The organism is Chitinophaga sp. HK235 (assembly GCF_018255755.1).
GTDB lineage: Bacteria > Bacteroidota > Bacteroidia > Chitinophagales > Chitinophagaceae > Chitinophaga.
Genome location: NZ_CP073766.1, coordinates 7,418,439 through 7,436,409 on the forward strand (window position 1 = coordinate 7,418,439; position 17,971 = coordinate 7,436,409).

The window sequence follows — 17,971 nt, forward strand, 5'->3', positions numbered from 1 at the left end:
TTAAATGAAATTAGCGTCAGAGAATGCTTTGCTATTCAGTCCATGATCATATTCGTATATTTTCCCCTCAGCTCTCTCATCATCCCAGTGGGTTAAGTATGTGTATCCCAGTTTTTCGATCCCAAATCCGTTAAGAATATTTTTATGTTGGTTAGCGTGGTATATCAGGGAGAAAGTAAACTTGGATAATATGCTTTGTAGTATTTTAAAGTTTTTAAGGATGCTTATATCGAAATTTTTTAGTGTTTTTTTCTGTTGTACCAGTAACTCATAAACTCCCCATACAGCCGATCCATCCATCATGTTGTTATCTGGATAGACCTCAAATTGTTTCAAAAAGGAAATCTCACCGGATGAAAAAATCTCCTCTTCTTTGCCAGCTTCTTCTCCTTCAATGGATATAGGTATTTTTAAAGGAACAAAAACACTGATATTATGCTGGTCTATGATCTTGAATTTTTCATTAGCCTTTATAAAATGAAGATGAGATAAGTAGAATTTATAAGCATCCAGGTCGTCAATATAACCGTGATTGTTACTCTCATCTATAAATTCCAGGACTTCTTCATACAAATACCTGAAGTCTTTTTCTTTAAGTATTCGCTGGTAGGTGTCATGGTTGATTTTCTCTTTGGTTTGCCGGTAGCGGATATCACTGCTGTGTAACAGTCCGGCATTATCTTTGTTAAATAAATACACTTCGCAACAACCTTTCATCGCGTTTCTATTAACTCTGCCTGCCAGTTGTTCGTCTGAATCAAGTAATGAAGTATTCTTAAATCCAAGGTCCATGTCTATGTCTACACCGGCTTCTACTACCTGGGTGGTTATTAGTAGTATGTTGATCTTTGTTTTGGCAGATCGTTTAATGAAATTGATAATCTCTCTGCGACGAGGGTCCAGCACAGTTCCTGATAGGATAAGTATGATGTCGAAAGGGTGATCCATCGTGCTGATTTCCCTTAGGAAATCTGCAGCAGATTTCTTAAAAATGAATTCAATAATGGTTTTTACACTGCCATTCTGCTGAATGTATAATCCGGATTTTTCAATAACAGCAGCTGCAAGATCAGGTAAAGTGCTTACTTTGTTTAACAACTCAAAGTTGAAACGGACCCTGTCTGCAAAATTGGGATTGGTAATGTATTTCCTGGCATTGGGTAATAAATCAACAAAATCTGTTTGGGTTTCAAGCCCCACTCTGAGGCTACTTATTTTAGGAAGGGTAGCAGACATCAATACAAACCGGATATTGAAGTAAGTAGCATACTGACTGATGAAGTATAACATCTTATCCCAGATGTCTGGAGTATATGACTGTATTTCATCTATTATAACGATGGAGTTTGCCAGTCGGTGTAATAAATAATTACTCTCTTTTCGATTTGTTTTGAGGATGTCAAAAAAACTAACATGAGATAATAATGTCAGTGGATAAAGCGCAAACAGATTATTGATGTAATCCTTGTATTCATCACCGTATAATCCTTCCTTGTCATTTTGTTGAGACCCGGATTGAAATTCTGCTTTGGAGTGAATAGCTATAATTTCATGCTCTTTCAGACCCAGAGACTTTTTGAGGAATTGATGGGTTTGAGTGATCAGTGTGGTAAATGGAAATACATAGATCACTTTGTTTAACTCCGGATTCCATTCCAGCAAGGTTGTAAAGGTTATGGCAGATAAATTGGTTTTCCCACCACCAGTAGGTGCTTCAAGGTAAAAGAGCCGTTTGTCCCAATGGTCTTTTAAAGTGCTTAGAACTTCCTGTGCCATTTGTTGACGCAACTTGTTGAGGTTGTCGTTTGATTTTTCCTCCGGAAAGATGAAAGGAGGGCTCGCTTCACTACTGAAAGTTTTTGCATTGTATCCAAACTGACGGAAGTCCTTGATAATTTCTGCTAATCTGTCTCTTTCGTCGAAAACGCCAAATGCTGTTGTCGCTGCTTCTTTTCCTTCCTGGCTGCTATTCATATATTCATGTGTGGCCATGTAGTCGGAGGCAGTGAGTAAAGAGAAATTGAGCTTGACTAACGCGAATAGCCTATATGGATTTCCTGATCCTACTTTTGTGGCTGTAGACTTCCATTTCAGGAGTATTTCTTCAAGGTCCTTTTTAAATTGATGACCGTTTGTCTGCAGTGTGTATTGATCGAGATATTTTGTCAGGGAGCTAAAAATATTCCGGATCTGACGATAGCCACGCGGGTCGTCGGGCGCAGTATCTGGTAGGATGCTACTATGATGTCGGAGAATGGAAATGCCTAGTTGTAGTGCACAGTAGAAAAGGTTGTCTTTAGTTTGCTGCGGTATTTCCAGCTCTTTTATCTGATTAAATTGATAGCAGAGATAAATAAAAGTACTAAGCAAAGAATGCCCATGTGGCGGATCCATTACAGTTTCATGATTAGGAGAAAAATGCTTGTTCTTCATTCGCTTTACCTGGAAGAGTTCATTTACCTTTCCATAATCATGGAAAACAATGATATGTACGAATAGCTGTTTGAGTAAGTCTCCGGCTATTGCGCTGGATTCCCAGTCCTTTACTATATCGAGGATCAGATTATCTATTATCTTTTCCAGTCCGTGGGCAATCACCAGCTTCTTGCAATAATGATTAACCAGCAGTATATGCGTTGCTAATAACTCTTCCCTATGGGTAGGATGGATGTGCGCCCAGTATAACGGCGCGTTTTCGAGTATAGTTGCCGTATTGGGCGCACTATCCAGTATCTCTTTAATTGTTTTTGGCATCAGAATAGTTGAATTATTTGTTGTTCCGCTTCTTCACTTGTTAATTGATATAAGCCGGGAATGGGTTGGTCAGGGTTAAGCGACCAGGTGGTAAATGCGAAATTGGCGAGTTTATACTGCATTAATTCCTCATTAAAACCAATGGGCAGCTCTTCGAAGTAACAGAAAGAACCATGGGAGATATTTTCAGGAACCTGTATGGCATTTGATTTAATAAAAAGAGAGGTGATATTATAACTTTCTGCAGGTTGCACTGGTTGGTGCCGGTAGATTATAATATTGCCATCTATCCATGCCTGGTATTCATTCTTACCCATGTAGGGTATAAAGGTTGCGTTACCTGATGCCAGTTGATCATGCAGTATTTTGTGGTCGGTATTGCTCATGTTCAACAACAGGTAGCAGCGATATGCCGGCTGGATAACCATGGTTTCTTCTACCAACAGGGGACCATCCTCATTAGCATAACCCACGGTATTGCTATACCTCACAGTTGTTTTTCTAAAATAACCGTTTTCATGATTAAGTGGTTGTATGCCTACCAGCATATCCCGCAATTTGCGGTAATATGCTGGTAGTTCGCCTTTTTGTTGATATCCTTCCATACCCGCAACTGCTCCCAATATGCCCAATAGTGCCGGTTTGTGGAGCATGTTGTAGGAGAGTAGTATTCCGTCGTTATGTTCCGGTTTCTTAAAGAACCCAAAGTCTGCTCTGAGATCAAAGGAAATCAGTTTTTCATTCGTCATGATTGTTAGTTGAGCTCGTTGATGATTATATTTTCAGGCGCATTGATGACTTTGGTTACTGCCTGGTTGTAGTAGATTTCGATTTTATCTATTTCCTTTTGGGTATTTTCTCTGGAAAGAAGCGCGGATACTTTGGATAGATCAATTTCTCTTTCTTTATTAATATCAATGAGGTTTACCAGAGAAGGAAGTACCATTCTGGAGCCTTCTTTCAGCTGTACCCACATTAAGGCTTCATTTTCTACCCCGGCTTTGGCAGCTGAATCATAAAAGGTGACACCGTTTTTCATGGCTTCCTTCAGGATTGTAATATCTTTCATACTAAGACCATGGTGATTTACCTGTTTGTTCATTTCTTCCAGGTTATGGGGATTGATGGAGAAATGATGAACATAATGTCCTTCACTCAGTTTGAACTGGGTGCCCAATGTTGTTTGCATGGAATCGCTGCTGGTGTCTCCGGAGTTCCTGAAGGGGGATGATATTTGCTCGGAATAGATGTGGCTGTCTTCGAATTTATTTACGCCATGTGTAATTTGGACTGTTCCATGCAAGGACAGGTTAGCATCTTTACTGGCGAATGTTCCGCCAAAAAGCCGGACATCCAGACAACTTAACATATTTTCAAGAATGATTTTCCGGGCTTTCTGGGATTCTTTTTTATCACTTTTGGGTAATGGTCCGAAGAACCTGGTATAGGTTTCTTCCAGGCTTCTCGGCTGCATTTCTTCACTCAGGCTTTTGAAGTAAAATATTTTTTCGTCATTGTGGTGTTTAGTTAAGTAGTTTCTGATACTGTATTTAAAGGCTTTATCTGTAGCATAAACGGAGCCATCAGGTAGCGTTCTGGGTTGATGAGAGAAATCAGCATTGTAGTTTGCATTGATTGATTTGACAATGGCACAGCCAAATACACGGTTGTTAAAAGGATTGTTCATTGATTTAATGAGTTTAAATTATTTAGATGAATGTTATATGTTTACTGTTGTAGCAAGAATTTTAATTTTCATTTTTTTCCCTTGGAGTGCTAAAGAGTGCATTTTCGGAAAAGTACCCGGATACAAAAATTGGCATTAAATCCTGGATATTGGTGTTGGTATTATATGCAGTTACCGCGGCAATGGATCGGTCAAAGCTGGAGGAAAACGGCTCATGAATGTAGTGCGCCAATAATTTTACAATAGCTTTGTTGAGATTGGAAGCGCTGACATGGCGGAGGAATGGGTCTAATAGTTTATGACTTCTGTCTTCGCTTTTGCTTCTATATAATAGTTGGTATATAACCTGCCCTGCAGCAAAGGCATATTGCTCATCGGATTCGATGTATACTTCATTTTTTGCAAGTTTTTTAATGAAGTCCTGATGTTCTTTTAATTTATTCGCCATAGTTTCTTTGGATTTATTATGTGATAGATTAAATTTTTCTGAGAGACTAAACCAGATGTTCAGTTTTTCCCTTATGTTCCTGTCTTCTTTATCGTAGCCGTTTTCAATTTTATCCAGCCTGATATCTTCAAGAATACTGATTCGAAGTATGCTGTCGAACATCTGTTGTGTAACGGACGATTTTATTGATTTGTAGATATAGTTATAGAATGCATTTCGATATTCCATAACCAGCAGGAATGTTTGATCCGATTTGCAATATTGAGGGTCAATCTCTTCAAAGTAACGGTACTGATATGTTCCGGCTTTTGTTTTAGTGATCAGGGCATTGTTGAAAATGGGCTGAAGTACGGCCTGTTGAAGTTCAAATACATTGTCAATATAGTTGGAGGATCGGGTGTTAAACAAATCCTTGATGTGCCATGGGTTGTTTTCTTCATCCCGTAAGTAATATTGAAAACTATCTACTGCATCAAAATCTTTAATGGATCCACGATCAGAATATAAGAGGTGATAGTTGTGTAACTGCAAATCGTGCTTATAATAAAGCTCCTCAATAATTTCCCTGAAACCAACCCTTTCTCCGAGTTCCGCATTTTTCTTAAACAGTGCAATAGAGTCTTTCCCAAGATGACTTTGGGGGGAATCGGGTAAGTCATCCTTATGGATAAAAATAGGTAAAGGGTTGGGTAAAATGCCTCTGCTCATTATTTCCTGAAAGTCATAGAGATTCCTGGCGGTTTGTGTACTGATTCTATGTGCTATGTCAAAAGAGGCTGTCTGATGTGTGAGAAACCGTTTTTTAGTAGGATATCCGTTCTGGAAATTACTAGTACCGTGAAGAATACCTTCGTAAAGCTGGTTGTACTCATTAGTGTTAAACAACTTATCAGTTAAATACTGGTTGTTGGCCTCTTCATATTTTTCTCTTGGCACATCCAGGTAAAATATAACGTATTCGGCATCTTTCACCTGATCATATAATGGTACCAGATTTAACCATGCATCGAATTTTTCCTCTGAGTCAAGAGCCTGCGCAAATACCTTTACGTACTCCTGGTCTTCTTTTGATGGTGCCAGGGCAATGGCTTTGTCGAAATAGGCATTTATTCTTTCATATACCTGTGTTTTGGTGTTGGACTTATATTTCTCACCTCCTGTGAGGTTTTCACGCTTAATAGCAACACAGTAGGGAGAACAGGAATGAATGGCTTTTATAGGGAGGTCAAAACACTTGTTGGTGTCCACACACCAGGAAAGCCGGGATAATGCAGCGCTTTCTTTAAGAAATTTGCTCTCCTCCATGGTGGGATCTTTTTTCCTGGTAAAGGCATATTGTACCAGTGAATTGTTATCCATAAAAAGCCTTCCATCTTTTTGCTGGATTCTTAATAGGATATGAAGTCCTTCCTTGACTTTAATGCCAATGGATTTAAATACAGGATCAAGGGATTCGATGAATCCTGATAAAACGTTTATCATAAAAATGTTGTTTTATAAAGCCACAGTTGTTCAGTCCTGACTAATGAAGTGTAGCAGGGATGAATGTAATACCTTGGTGGTGCGATTAGTGGGAAACTTGGGGTAGGGGCTCGAGCATTCGTGGGTACAATCGGGGTATTTCAATATTTTACGGTTTATTGAAATGTCGGTTGTTGCATATCTCACAGAATGGATCTCCTTGAGCATTATTGCAGTTTAGATATGTTGGATTTGGTTGTTTTTGTCGTGGTTTATTTATAAGACGTTCGTATTTTTTCATTTAGGAAAATTATTTGTTAGGATTCCTAAATTAAATAAAATTCCTCATATAGATACTGACGATAGCTTTTTTATTTTATTCCTTTTTTAGAATTGGTTTAATTTGTATTATTGATAAATTGTACCTTATGGCAAATCGGTATTGAAAGTATAGTTATTGACGATGTTGGATTTTGTATCTTATATAATTGAACCATGCTTTATAAGGTCTGTTTTATGGCTACACTTCCCATACACAAACTGTTATAAATACCAACCCCACTATTAATCAACAGACTCAAAGCATCCGCATTCGCTTTTGCTTTCAACAAAAAGTTCATATAGCCTCTGATTTTAGTCTCTCCTGGTGTTCCCGCTTTAATCGTTGTCAACCTGGACTTAGGCGGATTAGACATTAGTTGCACGGATATTTTAGCATCCTCGAATACAGCCTTGGTTGCTTCTTCTCCATAAAGTGTCCGATGTTTCTCCTGCCAGTTGAACAAGATCAAATCACAAAAGGCTTCATGCTCCGGAGATAAAAAATTATAGTGGCCGTTAGCGCTTTTTTGTCCGCAAACGATAGGAGATATCGGCTCTAATGTTACTTCCTGCGAATGAGCACCATTTTCTGCAAATAAGGGTGGTAGTATTTCTACAGAGGAAATAGTAAAAGCTGCTTTGCTTTTAAAGTCAGCAATTTCAACCTGCTGATTCATAAAGAGCCCTTTTATAAATGTGGATGCAGCCTGCGGCAAGTGAAAAGACAGGATCAAAACGGCTTCATTGCTCAGTAAACACAGTCGGTCACCCTTAATCCTGAAGGGCGTGTTTAAATCCGAACAGGTGAATAATTTGAAGGCCTTCAGGGAATTGTCCCTGGTATATCCTCTGTCATGCAGGAAGGTGGCGTACTCGGCATCTCCCCTGGCCAGTATTTTATAAATGACTGCTGAAAGTGGATACTGGTAATTGATTGGGATAACTGAATTGGCCTGCTTAGCAGTGATTATAATCTTTACTTGCATAGTATAGTTTAGAGCGGTTCAGTATTGCTATCTAACGAATCTTGCAAGTTTTTTCCAGGAATTTGTGAATAGAATGTAAATCCGTACATCTACTTATTAGAAAATATTTCTATCTTATATCCCATGAAATACTTATTGATACTGATATTATCATCATCGCTGTTTTGCACTGCCCAACGGAAACAAGTCGCCATCACCATGGATGACGCGCCGATCATGGCCCTGCCGGAGAGCTACACACCTGCCCAACTCAAAGCCACCAACGAAAAGCTCCTGCAAAAGATAACGGCATTACATACGTCCTTGAGCATTTTCATCAATGCCGCCAACTGCGTAACACCAGAACATCTGCAGCTGCTGAAACAATGGGCGGACAATCCTTTGATCACTTTGGGAAGTCATACTTTAAATCACCCCAACTGCGCGGATTTGACAATTGATAGTTTCAAGATGGAAGTGATGATCAACGACTATATCGTTAAGTCTGTGGCGAAAGGCAAGCCGGTGCCTTATTTCAGGTTCCCATACAATGCTATCGGGAAGGATAGTATGGCGCAGGCGTTGCGCCTGGAGTATCTGAAAGAAAAGGATTATACAGCTGTTCCGTTTACGATCGAGAGCAGTGACTACATGTATGAAGCGTTGTATCAGGATGCGTTAAAGAGAAAAGACAAAGAGAAAGCAAAAGAAGTGGCGAGTGCTTATATAAAATATACGCTACATTGCTTCACATATTTTGAGCAGCTGGCGAAGGAAGTATGTGGAAGGGATATACCACAGATCTATCTCTGTCATGTAAATCAGCTCAATACCGATTATTATGAAGAGTTGGTAAAAGCCCTGCAGGGGAGAGGGTATCAGTTTGTTTCCCTGGAGAAAGCACTGCAGGACAAAGCTTATGCTACACCGGTCTATTACCATCAGCAGTATGGTTTTTCCTGGCTGTTTCGCTGGATACCGGAAACGGATAAACGAAAACAGTACCTGCGAAACAGCCCGGAACCGGATATTTACAACGCCTACGAAGCCCTGAATGCAAAGAAATAAGGCATCAGGCTGTTTGTAGTCTGGCTTTTATTTTTTCCAGTTGGTGGATATGCCGTTTGGTGTGGATGTTTATAAACTGTATCCATTCCAGGCGTGTAAACGGACCGAAGCCGGGGACTTCAAAATCCAGGCAGGTATCTTCCAGCGGAACGGTTTGAGCGGCATGCAACAACTTTTCCCAGGCATGGTGAAGGTCTTGCAGCAGCGCTTCCTTTTGATAACTCTCTTGTGTAGGGAGTACCATTTCGGGGGATTGCATTTGAATATCGAAGTTGAGGAAGAGCTCTTTGATAGCTGCCACTTTCTCATCCGGCTGACGCTCAGTGGGAGCTACACTGCCGTATACGATACCGCAGTTACCGGCCCTGGTGATATGTTCTGTTACCTGTCCTGCTGTCCAGCTTCCTTCGAAGGGAAGGGTATTGATCTGTTCTTCTGAAAACGAGGAGAGCACTTGCAGGAGTGAGCTGCCTGTAGTTTCTACTTCTTGCACGAGTTGTTGTCTCATATTTTACCGGATTTATGTTTGTAGCAAACTTAGGGTCATTTTCTCAGTCGGGGCATGGTGAAAAGTGACTTTTCACAGGGTGCATTGCGACAGTGCAATTTAATCTTTATCTTGTGTCTGAAATTAATTCCACGTACAAATCAACTCACCATGGATTTACAGACATTTGTTACTTCCGTAAAAGCTGCCCGTCCGCCAGACGAACTGACCGTTCACCTGCAAGCCCTGTGGCATGCAGGTAAAGGCAACTGGGACCAGGCCCATGAGCTGGTACAGGATTTACCCGACCGCGATGCAGCCCATATCCATGCCTACCTCCACCGTGTGGAAGGCGATCAGTGGAATGCGGACTACTGGTACCGCCGGGCCGGAGAGAAAAGTCCTGCCATAAGCCTGGAGGCCGAATGGGAACAACTGGTTAGTAGGTTTCTGACCACAACAACAAAATAATCATCCACCTATTTCAAGTTATATCATGAAAGGAAAAATCTTATTGACCGCTTTTTTAGTAGGCGGATTTACTATTGCCAACGCACAAGACCAGAAAGCCAAACCCGAAGATACGGAAGTGTACAGCCCCGTTCCGCCGGAAGTGAAACCCGGCAAAAAATGCGGAGAGGCTCCGTCCGATGCAATCATTTTATTTGACGGTACCAACCTGGACCAGTGGGTGATGGCGGATGACAGAAATGCACCGGCCAAATGGATCGTAGAAAAAGGAGTGCTGACGGTCAACAAAAAAGTGGGCAATATTGAAACTAAAAAAGCTTTCAACAACTACCAGCTGCATATCGAATGGCGGGTACCGGCCAACATTACCGGCACCGGCCAGGGAAGAGGCAACAGCGGTGTTTTCCTGGCCTCCATCGGTAAAGGGGATGCTGGCTACGAACTGCAGGTACTGGACTCCTACAATAACAAAACCTATACAAACGGTATGGCCGCCAGCATCTACAAACAATACGTGCCACTGGCCAATCCTACCAACAAACCCGGTGAATGGCAGACCTACGACGTGATCTGGACAGCTCCTGTCTTCGGCGGCGATGGTGCACTGGTAAGCCCTGCACGGGTAACGGTTCTATTCAACGGAGTGCTGGTACAAAACAATGTGGAACTGAAAGGGCCTACGCAATATATCGGAGCACCTGCCTATCGCCAGGCACATGGTCCAAGCCCGATTAAACTGCAGGCTCACGGCGATAAGAGTGAGCCACTGAGTTTCCGTAATATCTGGATCAGAGAATTATAATATCCCAACTGTTTTGCTGCTCATTTAAAACAGAATGGGCAGCAAAACAGGATATCCTCCAGCAGTAGTAATATATCTTCCAAAAGCCAGTCAAACAGCGGCGCTTCCTCCCGCGGGCATCCTGTACAGCCTGTCCATATGCTTCCTATCACCTTTGTAATCCCGTAGCTCATTGTTTCACCGGTTCATAGTACAACAATACATTGCCCGACCCCATAGCCCTTACCCGCAGCAGTTTTAGGGAATGTTTATCTGAAATGCCCGCAAACACAGTTTTACCACCGCCCAGGATGGTAGGACTGATAATCACCCGCAGCTCATCGAGCAGGTTGAGCTCCAGAAAGGATACGGCCAGGTTGGAGCTTCCCAGGATCATAATGGTATTGCCATCTTCCTGTTTTAACCGGCTGATCTCTTCTGTCAGATTGTTTTTTATCAGCACTGTATTGTGCCAGTCAGCTTTTTCGAGTGTACGGGAAAAAACGATCTTGGGAAGCGAATTCATTTTTTCGGCTACGACCGGCTCTTTCTCCCGGGCAATGGCCGAAGGCCAGAAATCATACATCATCTCGTAGGTAGTACGCCCGAAAACAAGCGTGCCGGCCTCTTTTAGCAGTTCTACGGAATAGTCGCTGAACTCCTGGTCGACGGTATGCCAGCCGAGCTTAGGGTCCTCGCTGGCCTCAAAATAACCGTCCAGTGAAATCATCATCTGAAATATAACTTTTCTCATAACCGGGGTAACTTTTTATTACAAACTTACTGTCGTTAACTGAGATCTCCGGGTATCATTTCCGACAAAATGGAGGTTGTTTACGACATCGGATTTTTTTATATTTGGTTCATGAAACACATATCCATCCTCGTCCCCAAAGGTGATGTAGCCCTATCTTGCATTGAAGGCTCATTTACGGTGTTCAACAAGGTTAATGACTTTCTGGCCGTATCGGGAAAACCACCTTTGTTCAAAGTGCAGCTGGTAGGGCTTGCACGGGAATCAGAAACTTACCACCGTCTTTTTTCTGTGACGCCAGACCTTACGCTGGATGAAGTCAGCAAAACAGACCTGATCATCATTCCTGCGGTGAATGGCGAAATGGATAAAGTCATCAGCATGAACCAGGGCTTCTTTCCCTGGGTGGTGGCTCAGCATCAGAGAGGTGCTGAAGTTGCCAGCCTCTGTGTGGGCGCTTTCCTGCTGGCATCTACCGGTCTGCTGAACGGCAAAAAATGCGCTACCCACTGGTTTGCGGCCAATCATTTCAGGAAGATGTTCCCGGATGTAACCCTGGTCTCCGAAAAAATCATCACTGATGAAGGTGGGATCTACTCCAGCGGAGGAGCCGCCTCCTTCTACAATCTCATCATCTACCTCGTGGAGAAATATGCCGGCAAAGAACTGGCCATTCTCTGCTCCAAAATGTTTGAGATCGAATTTGAAAGAAGTAATCAATCACCCTTCATCATCTTCGAAGGCCAGAAAAGCCACGATGATGAACCCATCCGAAAGGCACAGGAATATATCGAAAACAATTTCTCAGAAAAAATTACAGTGGATCAGCTGGCGACCATGTTCTCCCTCAGCCGCAGAAACCTGGAACGGCGCTTCAAAAAAGCTACGTCCAACACAGCAGTGGAATACATGCAGCGTGTGAAGATAGAGGCAGCTAAAAACAGCCTCGAAACCTCTTCCGAAAATGTCAGCGAAGTCATGTATAAAGTAGGATATACTGATACCAAAGCTTTCCGTACTACCTTCAAAAAAATCACGGGCCTGTCACCACAGGAATACCGTAACAAATACAACCGGCAAATGGCGGCTGCCAGCTAACACCTGCAGTGGCTGTTGTCTTCCTCCCTTTTGTTGCTTTTCTTCCTCAACTACATTCCTGCCGGATGGGTATTTGTCTGCCCATCCGGCCATATATCCGGTATTGTTTACTGCCTGAAGGGTGAGGCACAATTTTTTGTTATACAACTATAATCAAACTTATGGTTGTATGAAGGTACATCCTGATGAAAAAGACAAAGAAGCACATGCTTTCTACAAAGAAGCACTTACCTTTTTAAACGAGAGCGGAGCCGATTATATGCTGGGCGGCGCTTACGCCCTGTTCTATTACACTGGCATCTACAGGAATACCAAAGATCTCGATATCTTTTGCAAATCGACAGAATACCCAAAAATACTCCAGTGTTTTGCTAATAAAGAGGGATACCGGGTGGAACTGACCGATGTCCGCTGGCTCGCTAAAGTCTTCAAAGGCGTCTATTTTCTGGATATCATCTTCGATACTGTCAATAATATCTGCAGAGTAGATGATAGCTGGTATAAGTATACAGTCAGTATCAGCTTTGAAGGAGTGCCCGTAAAACTCATGGCACCGGAAGAACTGGTATGGTGCAAGATATATGTACAGAACAGGGAACGCTACGATGGCGCAGATATCAACCATATCCTGCTCCGTTGGAAAAACCTTGACTGGGAAAGAATCCTTGTTCATCTCAATCAGCACTGGCATCTCCTCCTGGCTCAACTGCTGATATTTCAGTTTGTATACCCCGCCGATTACCCAAATATTATTCCCCGCTGGCTCTTCGATGAACTGATGGCGCGGGCCCATCAGCAATATGAGCTGCCTGCTGCAGTAACACGCGTTTGCCGTGGCCCCTTCATCGATCAGACACAATATGAGATAGATATCAAAAAATGGAATTATAAAGCGTATACTATTAAAACCGTTTGACTATGCAGGAAGAAAAACGCACTGTGCGCATTGCAGCCCTGGCCGATCTGCATATTACCAACACCGACAAAGGTACATGGACGGATTGTTTTAAAGAGATAAATACCAGCGCCGACATATTGCTTCTATGTGGTGATCTGACCGATACCGGTGATGAATCGGAAGCGGAAATTCTGTACAATGACCTGAAATCCCTTAACATACCAGTGGTGGGGGTGTTAGGTAACCACGACTATGAAAAAGGACGTCAGAAAATTATCCGTAACATCATACAGGGGCATAACAACGTGCATATCCTGGATGGTGAAGCGGTTGTATTACATGATATTGGTTTTGCCGGCGTAAAAGGCTTTGGCGGTGGTTTTAATGGTCATATGTTGTCGATGTTCGGTGAAAATGCGATGAAAGCCTTTGTACAGGAATCTGTAGACGAAGCGCTTCACCTCGACAGGGCATTGGCCAAAATCGAAAAAGAACATCCTGGCATGAAAAAAATTGCAGTATTACACTATTCTCCGCTAGCGGAAACTATTACCGGAGAGTCAGAACAGATATATCCCTTCCTGGGGTCGTCCAGGCTGGCAGAACCACTCATCCGGCGTAAAGTGACTGCTGCCTTTCACGGGCATGCTCACCAGGGGAAGTTGCAGGGAATGCTGGAAGACGTAAAGATCTTCAATGTTGCCAGGCCCATCCTGCTGAAAGAAGGATTGCCCAAGCCCTTCTTTATCTTTGATATTTAGCTTTTCAAAAACAAAAGGGACCACCTTACGGCAGTCCCTTCAATTCATTTTTACAGATTACAGATCTTCTGACAGTGGTTCATCCCCGGCAAGTTCTTCCTCATCAATAGGTGTTTGTTCCGGAACATCTTCTGCTGCCCTTTTTTGTTCTTCTTCCTTGTGTTTGTTATGGGGACTTACATTCTTCAGCGGATCATCCTCTGTCACCTTTTTGTGTTCCTTGCTCCGGTCAGGGCCGGTGGGTCTGTCGTTTGCTGGCATACTGAATGGTTTTAGGATGAAGAAAAACCGGTACGCTATCAGCCTAATTTACGATGGTAGGCTTCTTCCCATGCATTGATAGCCTGTTCTATGGTGTCACCTGTTCCCAGGATAACCCCATCGCATCCCGCCCCAAATACGCAAAAATATTCAGGCCCGTCTTTGTATACATCGGGCATGAAATTCCTGGCGACAGGAGGGAGTGCCGGATTACTATAGTCTACCTTTACATGTTCTCCTTCCAATGAGAAATGGTTCATATTCGAGCTGTTTTCTCTCCTGATATAGGATAAAAAACCATGCCGTTGAATGCTCCCGTTTTCTTCGTTTTCTACAATAAAAGCAATGAAATGTCCAACGTCTGAGACTGCCTGCCGTCCTATCTTTGCGCTGGCAAACCGGACCTTCGGTAATAAATCACTTTTAATTCTAAAAACATGAAGCTTTATATGCATTTGTATTTCGTGCTGAGTGTGCTATTGGTTTTTGCTGCATTATTGGTATTGGCAGGAAATATTTTATGGTAAGATTATCATTTACAATAATTGTTGGTTAACAATAACCGGGGTATTCCTATCCCGGTTTTTTAATGGATTGTGTACGTTGTTCTACGACTGAAAAATACTGCCACGCTTGCTGGTAGCGGGTTATACGCCCATTGAGCTATGGGGACAGGAAGAAGGAAACAGTGGCCGCCATAAAAAATACGTAACTTCCCTGCATGATGTCTTCTCCCGAAAATATAATCCCTCAACTGGTCACCGAACTGCTGGGCCAGGAAGCGTCTATGCCATATGATCTGTTACTGCTGGCCGACCCTTCTATCGATATGATCAATACCTATATCAGCGGTTCCTATGTATATATTGCCCTGCTGGAAAAAGCACGGGTAGGGGTATACGTTTTATTGCCGCTGGACAACGAAAAGGTTGAAGTGAAAAACATTGCAGTACATGAGGCCTGGCAGGGCCGTGGCATCGGTAAATACCTGCTGCAGGATGCCGCTGTCAAAGCCAGATCACTGGGCTTTACCACATTGGTGATCGGTACCGGCAACTCCAGTGTGGCGCAGCTATATCTGTATCAGCGCAGTGGTTTTGATATTACTGCGATTCACCGTAACTTTTTTATAGAGCATTATACAACACCCATCTATGAAAACGGTATCCAGTGCAAACACATGATCATGCTCGAAAAACCGTTGTAGCAAATGACATTATTTCCAGAAGCCCTGCGCCTGTATCTGGGTACCGGTGCAGCCTCTTGCTTTCAATAGTTTACGTAAGGCCGCTACCAGATGGGAGTTGCCAACGAGGTAGTATTGCCAGGAGGCGTGTAAAGGCAGGGTTTCCAGCTGGGCTAACAATGTCTCCGGACTGGCGACTGTTTCCAGCGGTAACTCCGGGAACGCCTGTACGAAATATTTGCGGTGGGTCGTTTCCGGGAGTACTACCATGCCGGATATCCAGCTATAGGAGGATGCCAGCTGTTGCAGGGCATTGAAATGTCCAATGGCGCTCTGATCACCGAGCATTACAAGATGGGCGCCCTGTTTCACATGTTGGCGGCTACCATCAATACCGATATAATTAAAAACATCACCTGGACGAAGCTGGCTGGCCCATAAGCTGCCGGTACCCTGGTGGGCGGCATCTACAAAAAGGGTGCAGGTACTGGTGCTGGCATTCCAGCGGGCAGGGGTATAATCGCGGTAGTGATAAGGTGCCACACGGCATTTGATATGAGGAGGTGTTTGCCACTGATGCATCTTTACACCAGGGAGGTGCAGGTCTATTTCATAAAAACTGGCCGGCTCCCAATGCCGTATTTCCAGTATGGATCCTTGTTTGTTGATGGCTTTTTCAATAAAACTGATACGGTTGTTGTGAATGACAGCTGATCCCATTGTGCTCATTTTATACTGCAAAGCAACAAACGAATGAGTACCTGGAAAATAGACAATCACTGGTAATGATTGGACAAATCGCGGTACCGGGCCCGGAAGTCCAGCGGTGTCTCACCTGCCAGCTTGCGGAACACCCGTGAGAAGTAGGTATGGTCATCATAGCCGATACGGAAGGCTACTTCTTTGGTGGTAAGGTCGGTATAATACAGCAGCCTTTTGGCTTCCAGCAAGGATTCCTGTTGGATCCAGTGGCTAACGGGAAAACTGGTCTGTCCTTTCACCAGCTCGTTGAGATAGGAGAGGGAGAGGTTCATCATATCGGCGTAGGCTGCAGGGCTTTTTACCGTGAGGACATTTTTTTTCACCAGTTCCCTGAACTGATGGGTGACGTTATAGGCTCTGTCGTGCTGCCTGCCGGGCTGCGTTGCTGTCTGCAACAGGGTAGTAGCCACCATGCCGAGAAAGGCATCAACCAGTGCATGCATTACTTTTCGTTGGGGCATGCCGGTAGGATGGCTGTTGTGTTGTTGCCATATCAGTTGCAGACATTGGGCGAAAGGGCTGGCTTCCTGTAGTGGAATAAAATGTTGTTCGTTTTTTGTTTTCTCGAAGATATTTCTCCAGGTGTTCTGTACCAGCGGGATATCTACTGAGAGAAACCAGCCAGCCACCTCCGTCGTGGCCAGATAACGATGCACCTGACCGGGGCAGATGTAACCGATGGTATTGCCCACTGCATGGTGCAGCTCGAAGTCTATCATCAGTTGCATGGTGCCGCTTTCCTGCAGGAAGAAGATGTAGTAGTCGTCGCGGTGGGGATCCAGGTGTTGGTGCTGACCGGGTTGGTCACGAATATATTTTATTTCGAAGCCTTTGCCGAAGGTAGCTTTATGTACGGGTACCTGATTTTTTCTTTGCTGTTTGCTGCGCATATATTTTTTATTTAGGAAGATAACAGCGCGAAGGCTGTTTCTGCTGCTCCCAATGCGATGGAGGCATCTTCTGCGGCGCTGAGGCTCCAGGCGGCAGAGAGACCGCTGTAGGCCACGATCCATTTCAGGAGACGCTGTGGTTCTATGTTGGCGGCGGAGGCTACAACTGCCACCTGCCGGGCGAGGCGTCCGGGTGCCAGCGATGTTTCCAGGTCCGGGTTGCAGAAGATATGGGCATAGTCGAAGCCTCTGTCACCTACCAGTCTTCTGGGATCGATGGCCACCCATCCGCGGGTGCCACCATCGAGTACATTGGTATGGTGAAGATCACCATGCAGTATACATACTTCCTGCGGATAACGAAGCAACTGTTTGGCGATGAGATGTGATTCTTCGAGGATGCCGCCGTATTTATTGGCAGCAGGTTCCAGTTCTTTAAACCAGGCAGTAAGCGGCAGCAGTTGTGCTGGTGCCGGTGTGGTACGCGGTGTATGGAGTTTATCGGCCACCTGGCAGATGATACGGCTGGCAGCGGTGTCTTGTCCGTTGAGGGCCATTTCGAGGAGGGAGGTTTTGCCGTTGATGCGTTCCAGCAGGAGGGCGCTGCCTTCCATCTGTAATACGCGGGCGGCCCCTTCTCCGTCCCAGTAAGCCATCAGGATGCCTCCCAGCTGTTCTTCTGCTTCCAGCGCTATTTTAAGCATGGCAGGCTGTTGCTGGTAGATAACGGGTTGGAGCCAGCAGGCATATGTTCTGAAGGCAGGGCCATCAGGTTGCAGTTCCCATTTTTTCAGGTAATGTTTCCGTTCCTTGTCACCAGCCTGGAAGGCCGCTTCATTCCGCCATTCCTGAACGAGCGTGATATCGTTAGTGTTGGGCATGGGTAAAAAAGCATGGTGTAAAAAAAGCTGTCCCTCT

At 43.9% G+C, this 17,971-nt stretch carries 18 protein-coding genes and 1 pseudogene; 7 read left to right on the forward strand and 12 right to left on the reverse strand.

Annotated features, from left to right (window positions below; all coding sequences use genetic code 11):
* From cas3 to KD145_RS28535, 5 genes are all read right to left on the reverse strand, one after another.
* The gene (cas3, locus tag KD145_RS28515) at positions 1-2,754 is read right to left on the reverse strand and encodes a CRISPR-associated helicase Cas3' (RefSeq protein WP_212003202.1); all 2,754 of its coding nucleotides are present in this window, start codon (positions 2,752-2,754) and stop codon (positions 1-3) included.
* Positions 2,754-3,503, reverse strand: a complete 750-nt coding sequence (gene cas5 / locus KD145_RS28520; RefSeq protein WP_212003203.1) for a CRISPR-associated protein Cas5 — start codon at positions 3,501-3,503, stop codon at positions 2,754-2,756. Before cas5 ends, cas3 begins: the two co-directional genes overlap by 1 nt.
* A 5-nt stretch (positions 3,504-3,508) precedes the next feature.
* Positions 3,509-4,441 carry a type I CRISPR-associated protein Cas7 gene (locus tag KD145_RS28525; protein ID WP_212003204.1) on the reverse strand — a complete coding sequence of 311 codons (933 nt, stop codon included), beginning with the start codon at positions 4,439-4,441 and terminating at the stop codon, positions 3,509-3,511.
* Positions 4,442-4,502: 61 nt separating this feature from the next.
* Positions 4,503-6,371, reverse strand: a complete 1,869-nt coding sequence (locus KD145_RS28530) for a hypothetical protein (RefSeq protein WP_212003205.1) — start codon at positions 6,369-6,371, stop codon at positions 4,503-4,505.
* A gap of 479 nt (positions 6,372-6,850) precedes the next feature.
* Positions 6,851-7,657 (reverse strand): CRISPR-associated endoribonuclease Cas6, encoded by an 807-nt coding sequence (locus KD145_RS28535; protein ID WP_212003206.1) that lies wholly within the window; start codon positions 7,655-7,657, stop codon positions 6,851-6,853.
* Positions 7,658-7,780: 123 nt separating this feature from the next.
* On the opposite strand from KD145_RS28535, the gene KD145_RS28540 reads away from it, so the two are divergent.
* On the forward strand, positions 7,781-8,704 hold the full coding sequence (locus tag KD145_RS28540) for a polysaccharide deacetylase family protein (RefSeq protein ID WP_212003207.1): 924 nt from the start codon (positions 7,781-7,783) through the stop codon (positions 8,702-8,704).
* A 4-nt stretch (positions 8,705-8,708) separates the two neighbouring features.
* Here the strand turns inward: KD145_RS28540 and KD145_RS28545 are convergent, their stop codons facing one another.
* Positions 8,709-9,212: a DinB family protein gene (locus tag KD145_RS28545; protein ID WP_212003208.1), complete on the reverse strand. Its 504-nt coding sequence runs from the start codon at positions 9,210-9,212 to the stop codon at positions 8,709-8,711.
* Positions 9,213-9,362: 150 nt separating this feature from the next.
* On the opposite strand from KD145_RS28545, the gene KD145_RS28550 reads away from it, so the two are divergent.
* Together KD145_RS28550 and KD145_RS28555 are read left to right on the forward strand one after the other, a co-directional pair.
* Complete coding sequence (locus KD145_RS28550) at positions 9,363-9,662, forward strand: hypothetical protein (protein ID WP_212003209.1); 300 nt, start codon at positions 9,363-9,365, stop codon at positions 9,660-9,662.
* A gap of 25 nt (positions 9,663-9,687) precedes the next feature.
* Positions 9,688-10,464, forward strand: a complete 777-nt coding sequence (locus tag KD145_RS28555) for a DUF1080 domain-containing protein (protein ID WP_212003210.1) — start codon at positions 9,688-9,690, stop codon at positions 10,462-10,464.
* Between the two features lie 169 nt (positions 10,465-10,633).
* Here KD145_RS28555 and KD145_RS28560 read toward each other — a convergent pair whose 3' ends face one another.
* Positions 10,634-11,197 carry a dihydrofolate reductase family protein gene (locus KD145_RS28560; protein ID WP_212003211.1) on the reverse strand — a complete coding sequence of 188 codons (564 nt, stop codon included), beginning with the start codon at positions 11,195-11,197 and terminating at the stop codon, positions 10,634-10,636.
* Positions 11,198-11,308: 111 nt separating this feature from the next.
* Here KD145_RS28560 and KD145_RS28565 point away from each other — a divergent pair, with 111 nt between their 5' ends.
* From KD145_RS28565 to KD145_RS28575, 3 genes and pseudogenes are all read left to right on the forward strand, one after another.
* Positions 11,309-12,295 carry a GlxA family transcriptional regulator gene (locus KD145_RS28565; protein WP_212003212.1) on the forward strand — a complete coding sequence of 329 codons (987 nt, stop codon included), beginning with the start codon at positions 11,309-11,311 and terminating at the stop codon, positions 12,293-12,295.
* Positions 12,296-12,554: 259 nt separating this feature from the next.
* Positions 12,555-12,842 (forward strand): annotated as a pseudogene (locus KD145_RS32620) (hypothetical protein); the annotation flags it as partial.
* A gap of 371 nt (positions 12,843-13,213) precedes the next feature.
* On the forward strand, positions 13,214-13,954 hold the full coding sequence (locus tag KD145_RS28575) for a metallophosphoesterase (RefSeq protein ID WP_212003214.1): 741 nt from the start codon (positions 13,214-13,216) through the stop codon (positions 13,952-13,954).
* A 57-nt stretch (positions 13,955-14,011) separates the two neighbouring features.
* On the opposite strand, the gene KD145_RS28580 is transcribed toward KD145_RS28575, so the two are convergent.
* Together KD145_RS28580 and KD145_RS28585 are read right to left on the reverse strand one after the other, a co-directional pair.
* Complete coding sequence (locus tag KD145_RS28580; RefSeq protein WP_212003215.1) at positions 14,012-14,215, reverse strand: hypothetical protein; 204 nt, start codon at positions 14,213-14,215, stop codon at positions 14,012-14,014.
* A 38-nt stretch (positions 14,216-14,253) separates the two neighbouring features.
* Entirely contained in the window at positions 14,254-14,475 is a 222-nt protein-coding gene (locus KD145_RS28585; RefSeq protein WP_212003216.1) for a hypothetical protein, read from the reverse strand.
* Positions 14,476-14,936: 461 nt separating this feature from the next.
* Here KD145_RS28585 and KD145_RS28590 point away from each other — a divergent pair, with 461 nt between their 5' ends.
* Positions 14,937-15,422, forward strand: coding sequence for a GNAT family N-acetyltransferase (locus KD145_RS28590; RefSeq protein WP_212003217.1), 486 nt, complete (start codon positions 14,937-14,939; stop codon positions 15,420-15,422).
* A gap of 9 nt (positions 15,423-15,431) precedes the next feature.
* On the opposite strand, the gene KD145_RS28595 is transcribed toward KD145_RS28590, so the two are convergent.
* Genes KD145_RS28595 through KD145_RS28605 form a run of 3 tightly spaced genes read right to left on the reverse strand, consistent with a single transcriptional unit; the run spans position 15,432 to position 17,934 of the window.
* Entirely contained in the window at positions 15,432-16,121 is a 690-nt protein-coding gene (locus KD145_RS28595; protein ID WP_212003218.1) for an SIP domain-containing protein, read from the reverse strand.
* Between the two features lie 56 nt (positions 16,122-16,177).
* Positions 16,178-17,053 carry an AraC family transcriptional regulator gene (locus KD145_RS28600; protein WP_212003219.1) on the reverse strand — a complete coding sequence of 292 codons (876 nt, stop codon included), beginning with the start codon at positions 17,051-17,053 and terminating at the stop codon, positions 16,178-16,180.
* Positions 17,054-17,064: 11 nt separating this feature from the next.
* Positions 17,065-17,934 (reverse strand): aminoglycoside phosphotransferase family protein, encoded by an 870-nt coding sequence (locus tag KD145_RS28605; protein ID WP_212003220.1) that lies wholly within the window; start codon positions 17,932-17,934, stop codon positions 17,065-17,067.
* Positions 17,935-17,971: the final 37 nt, after the last annotated feature.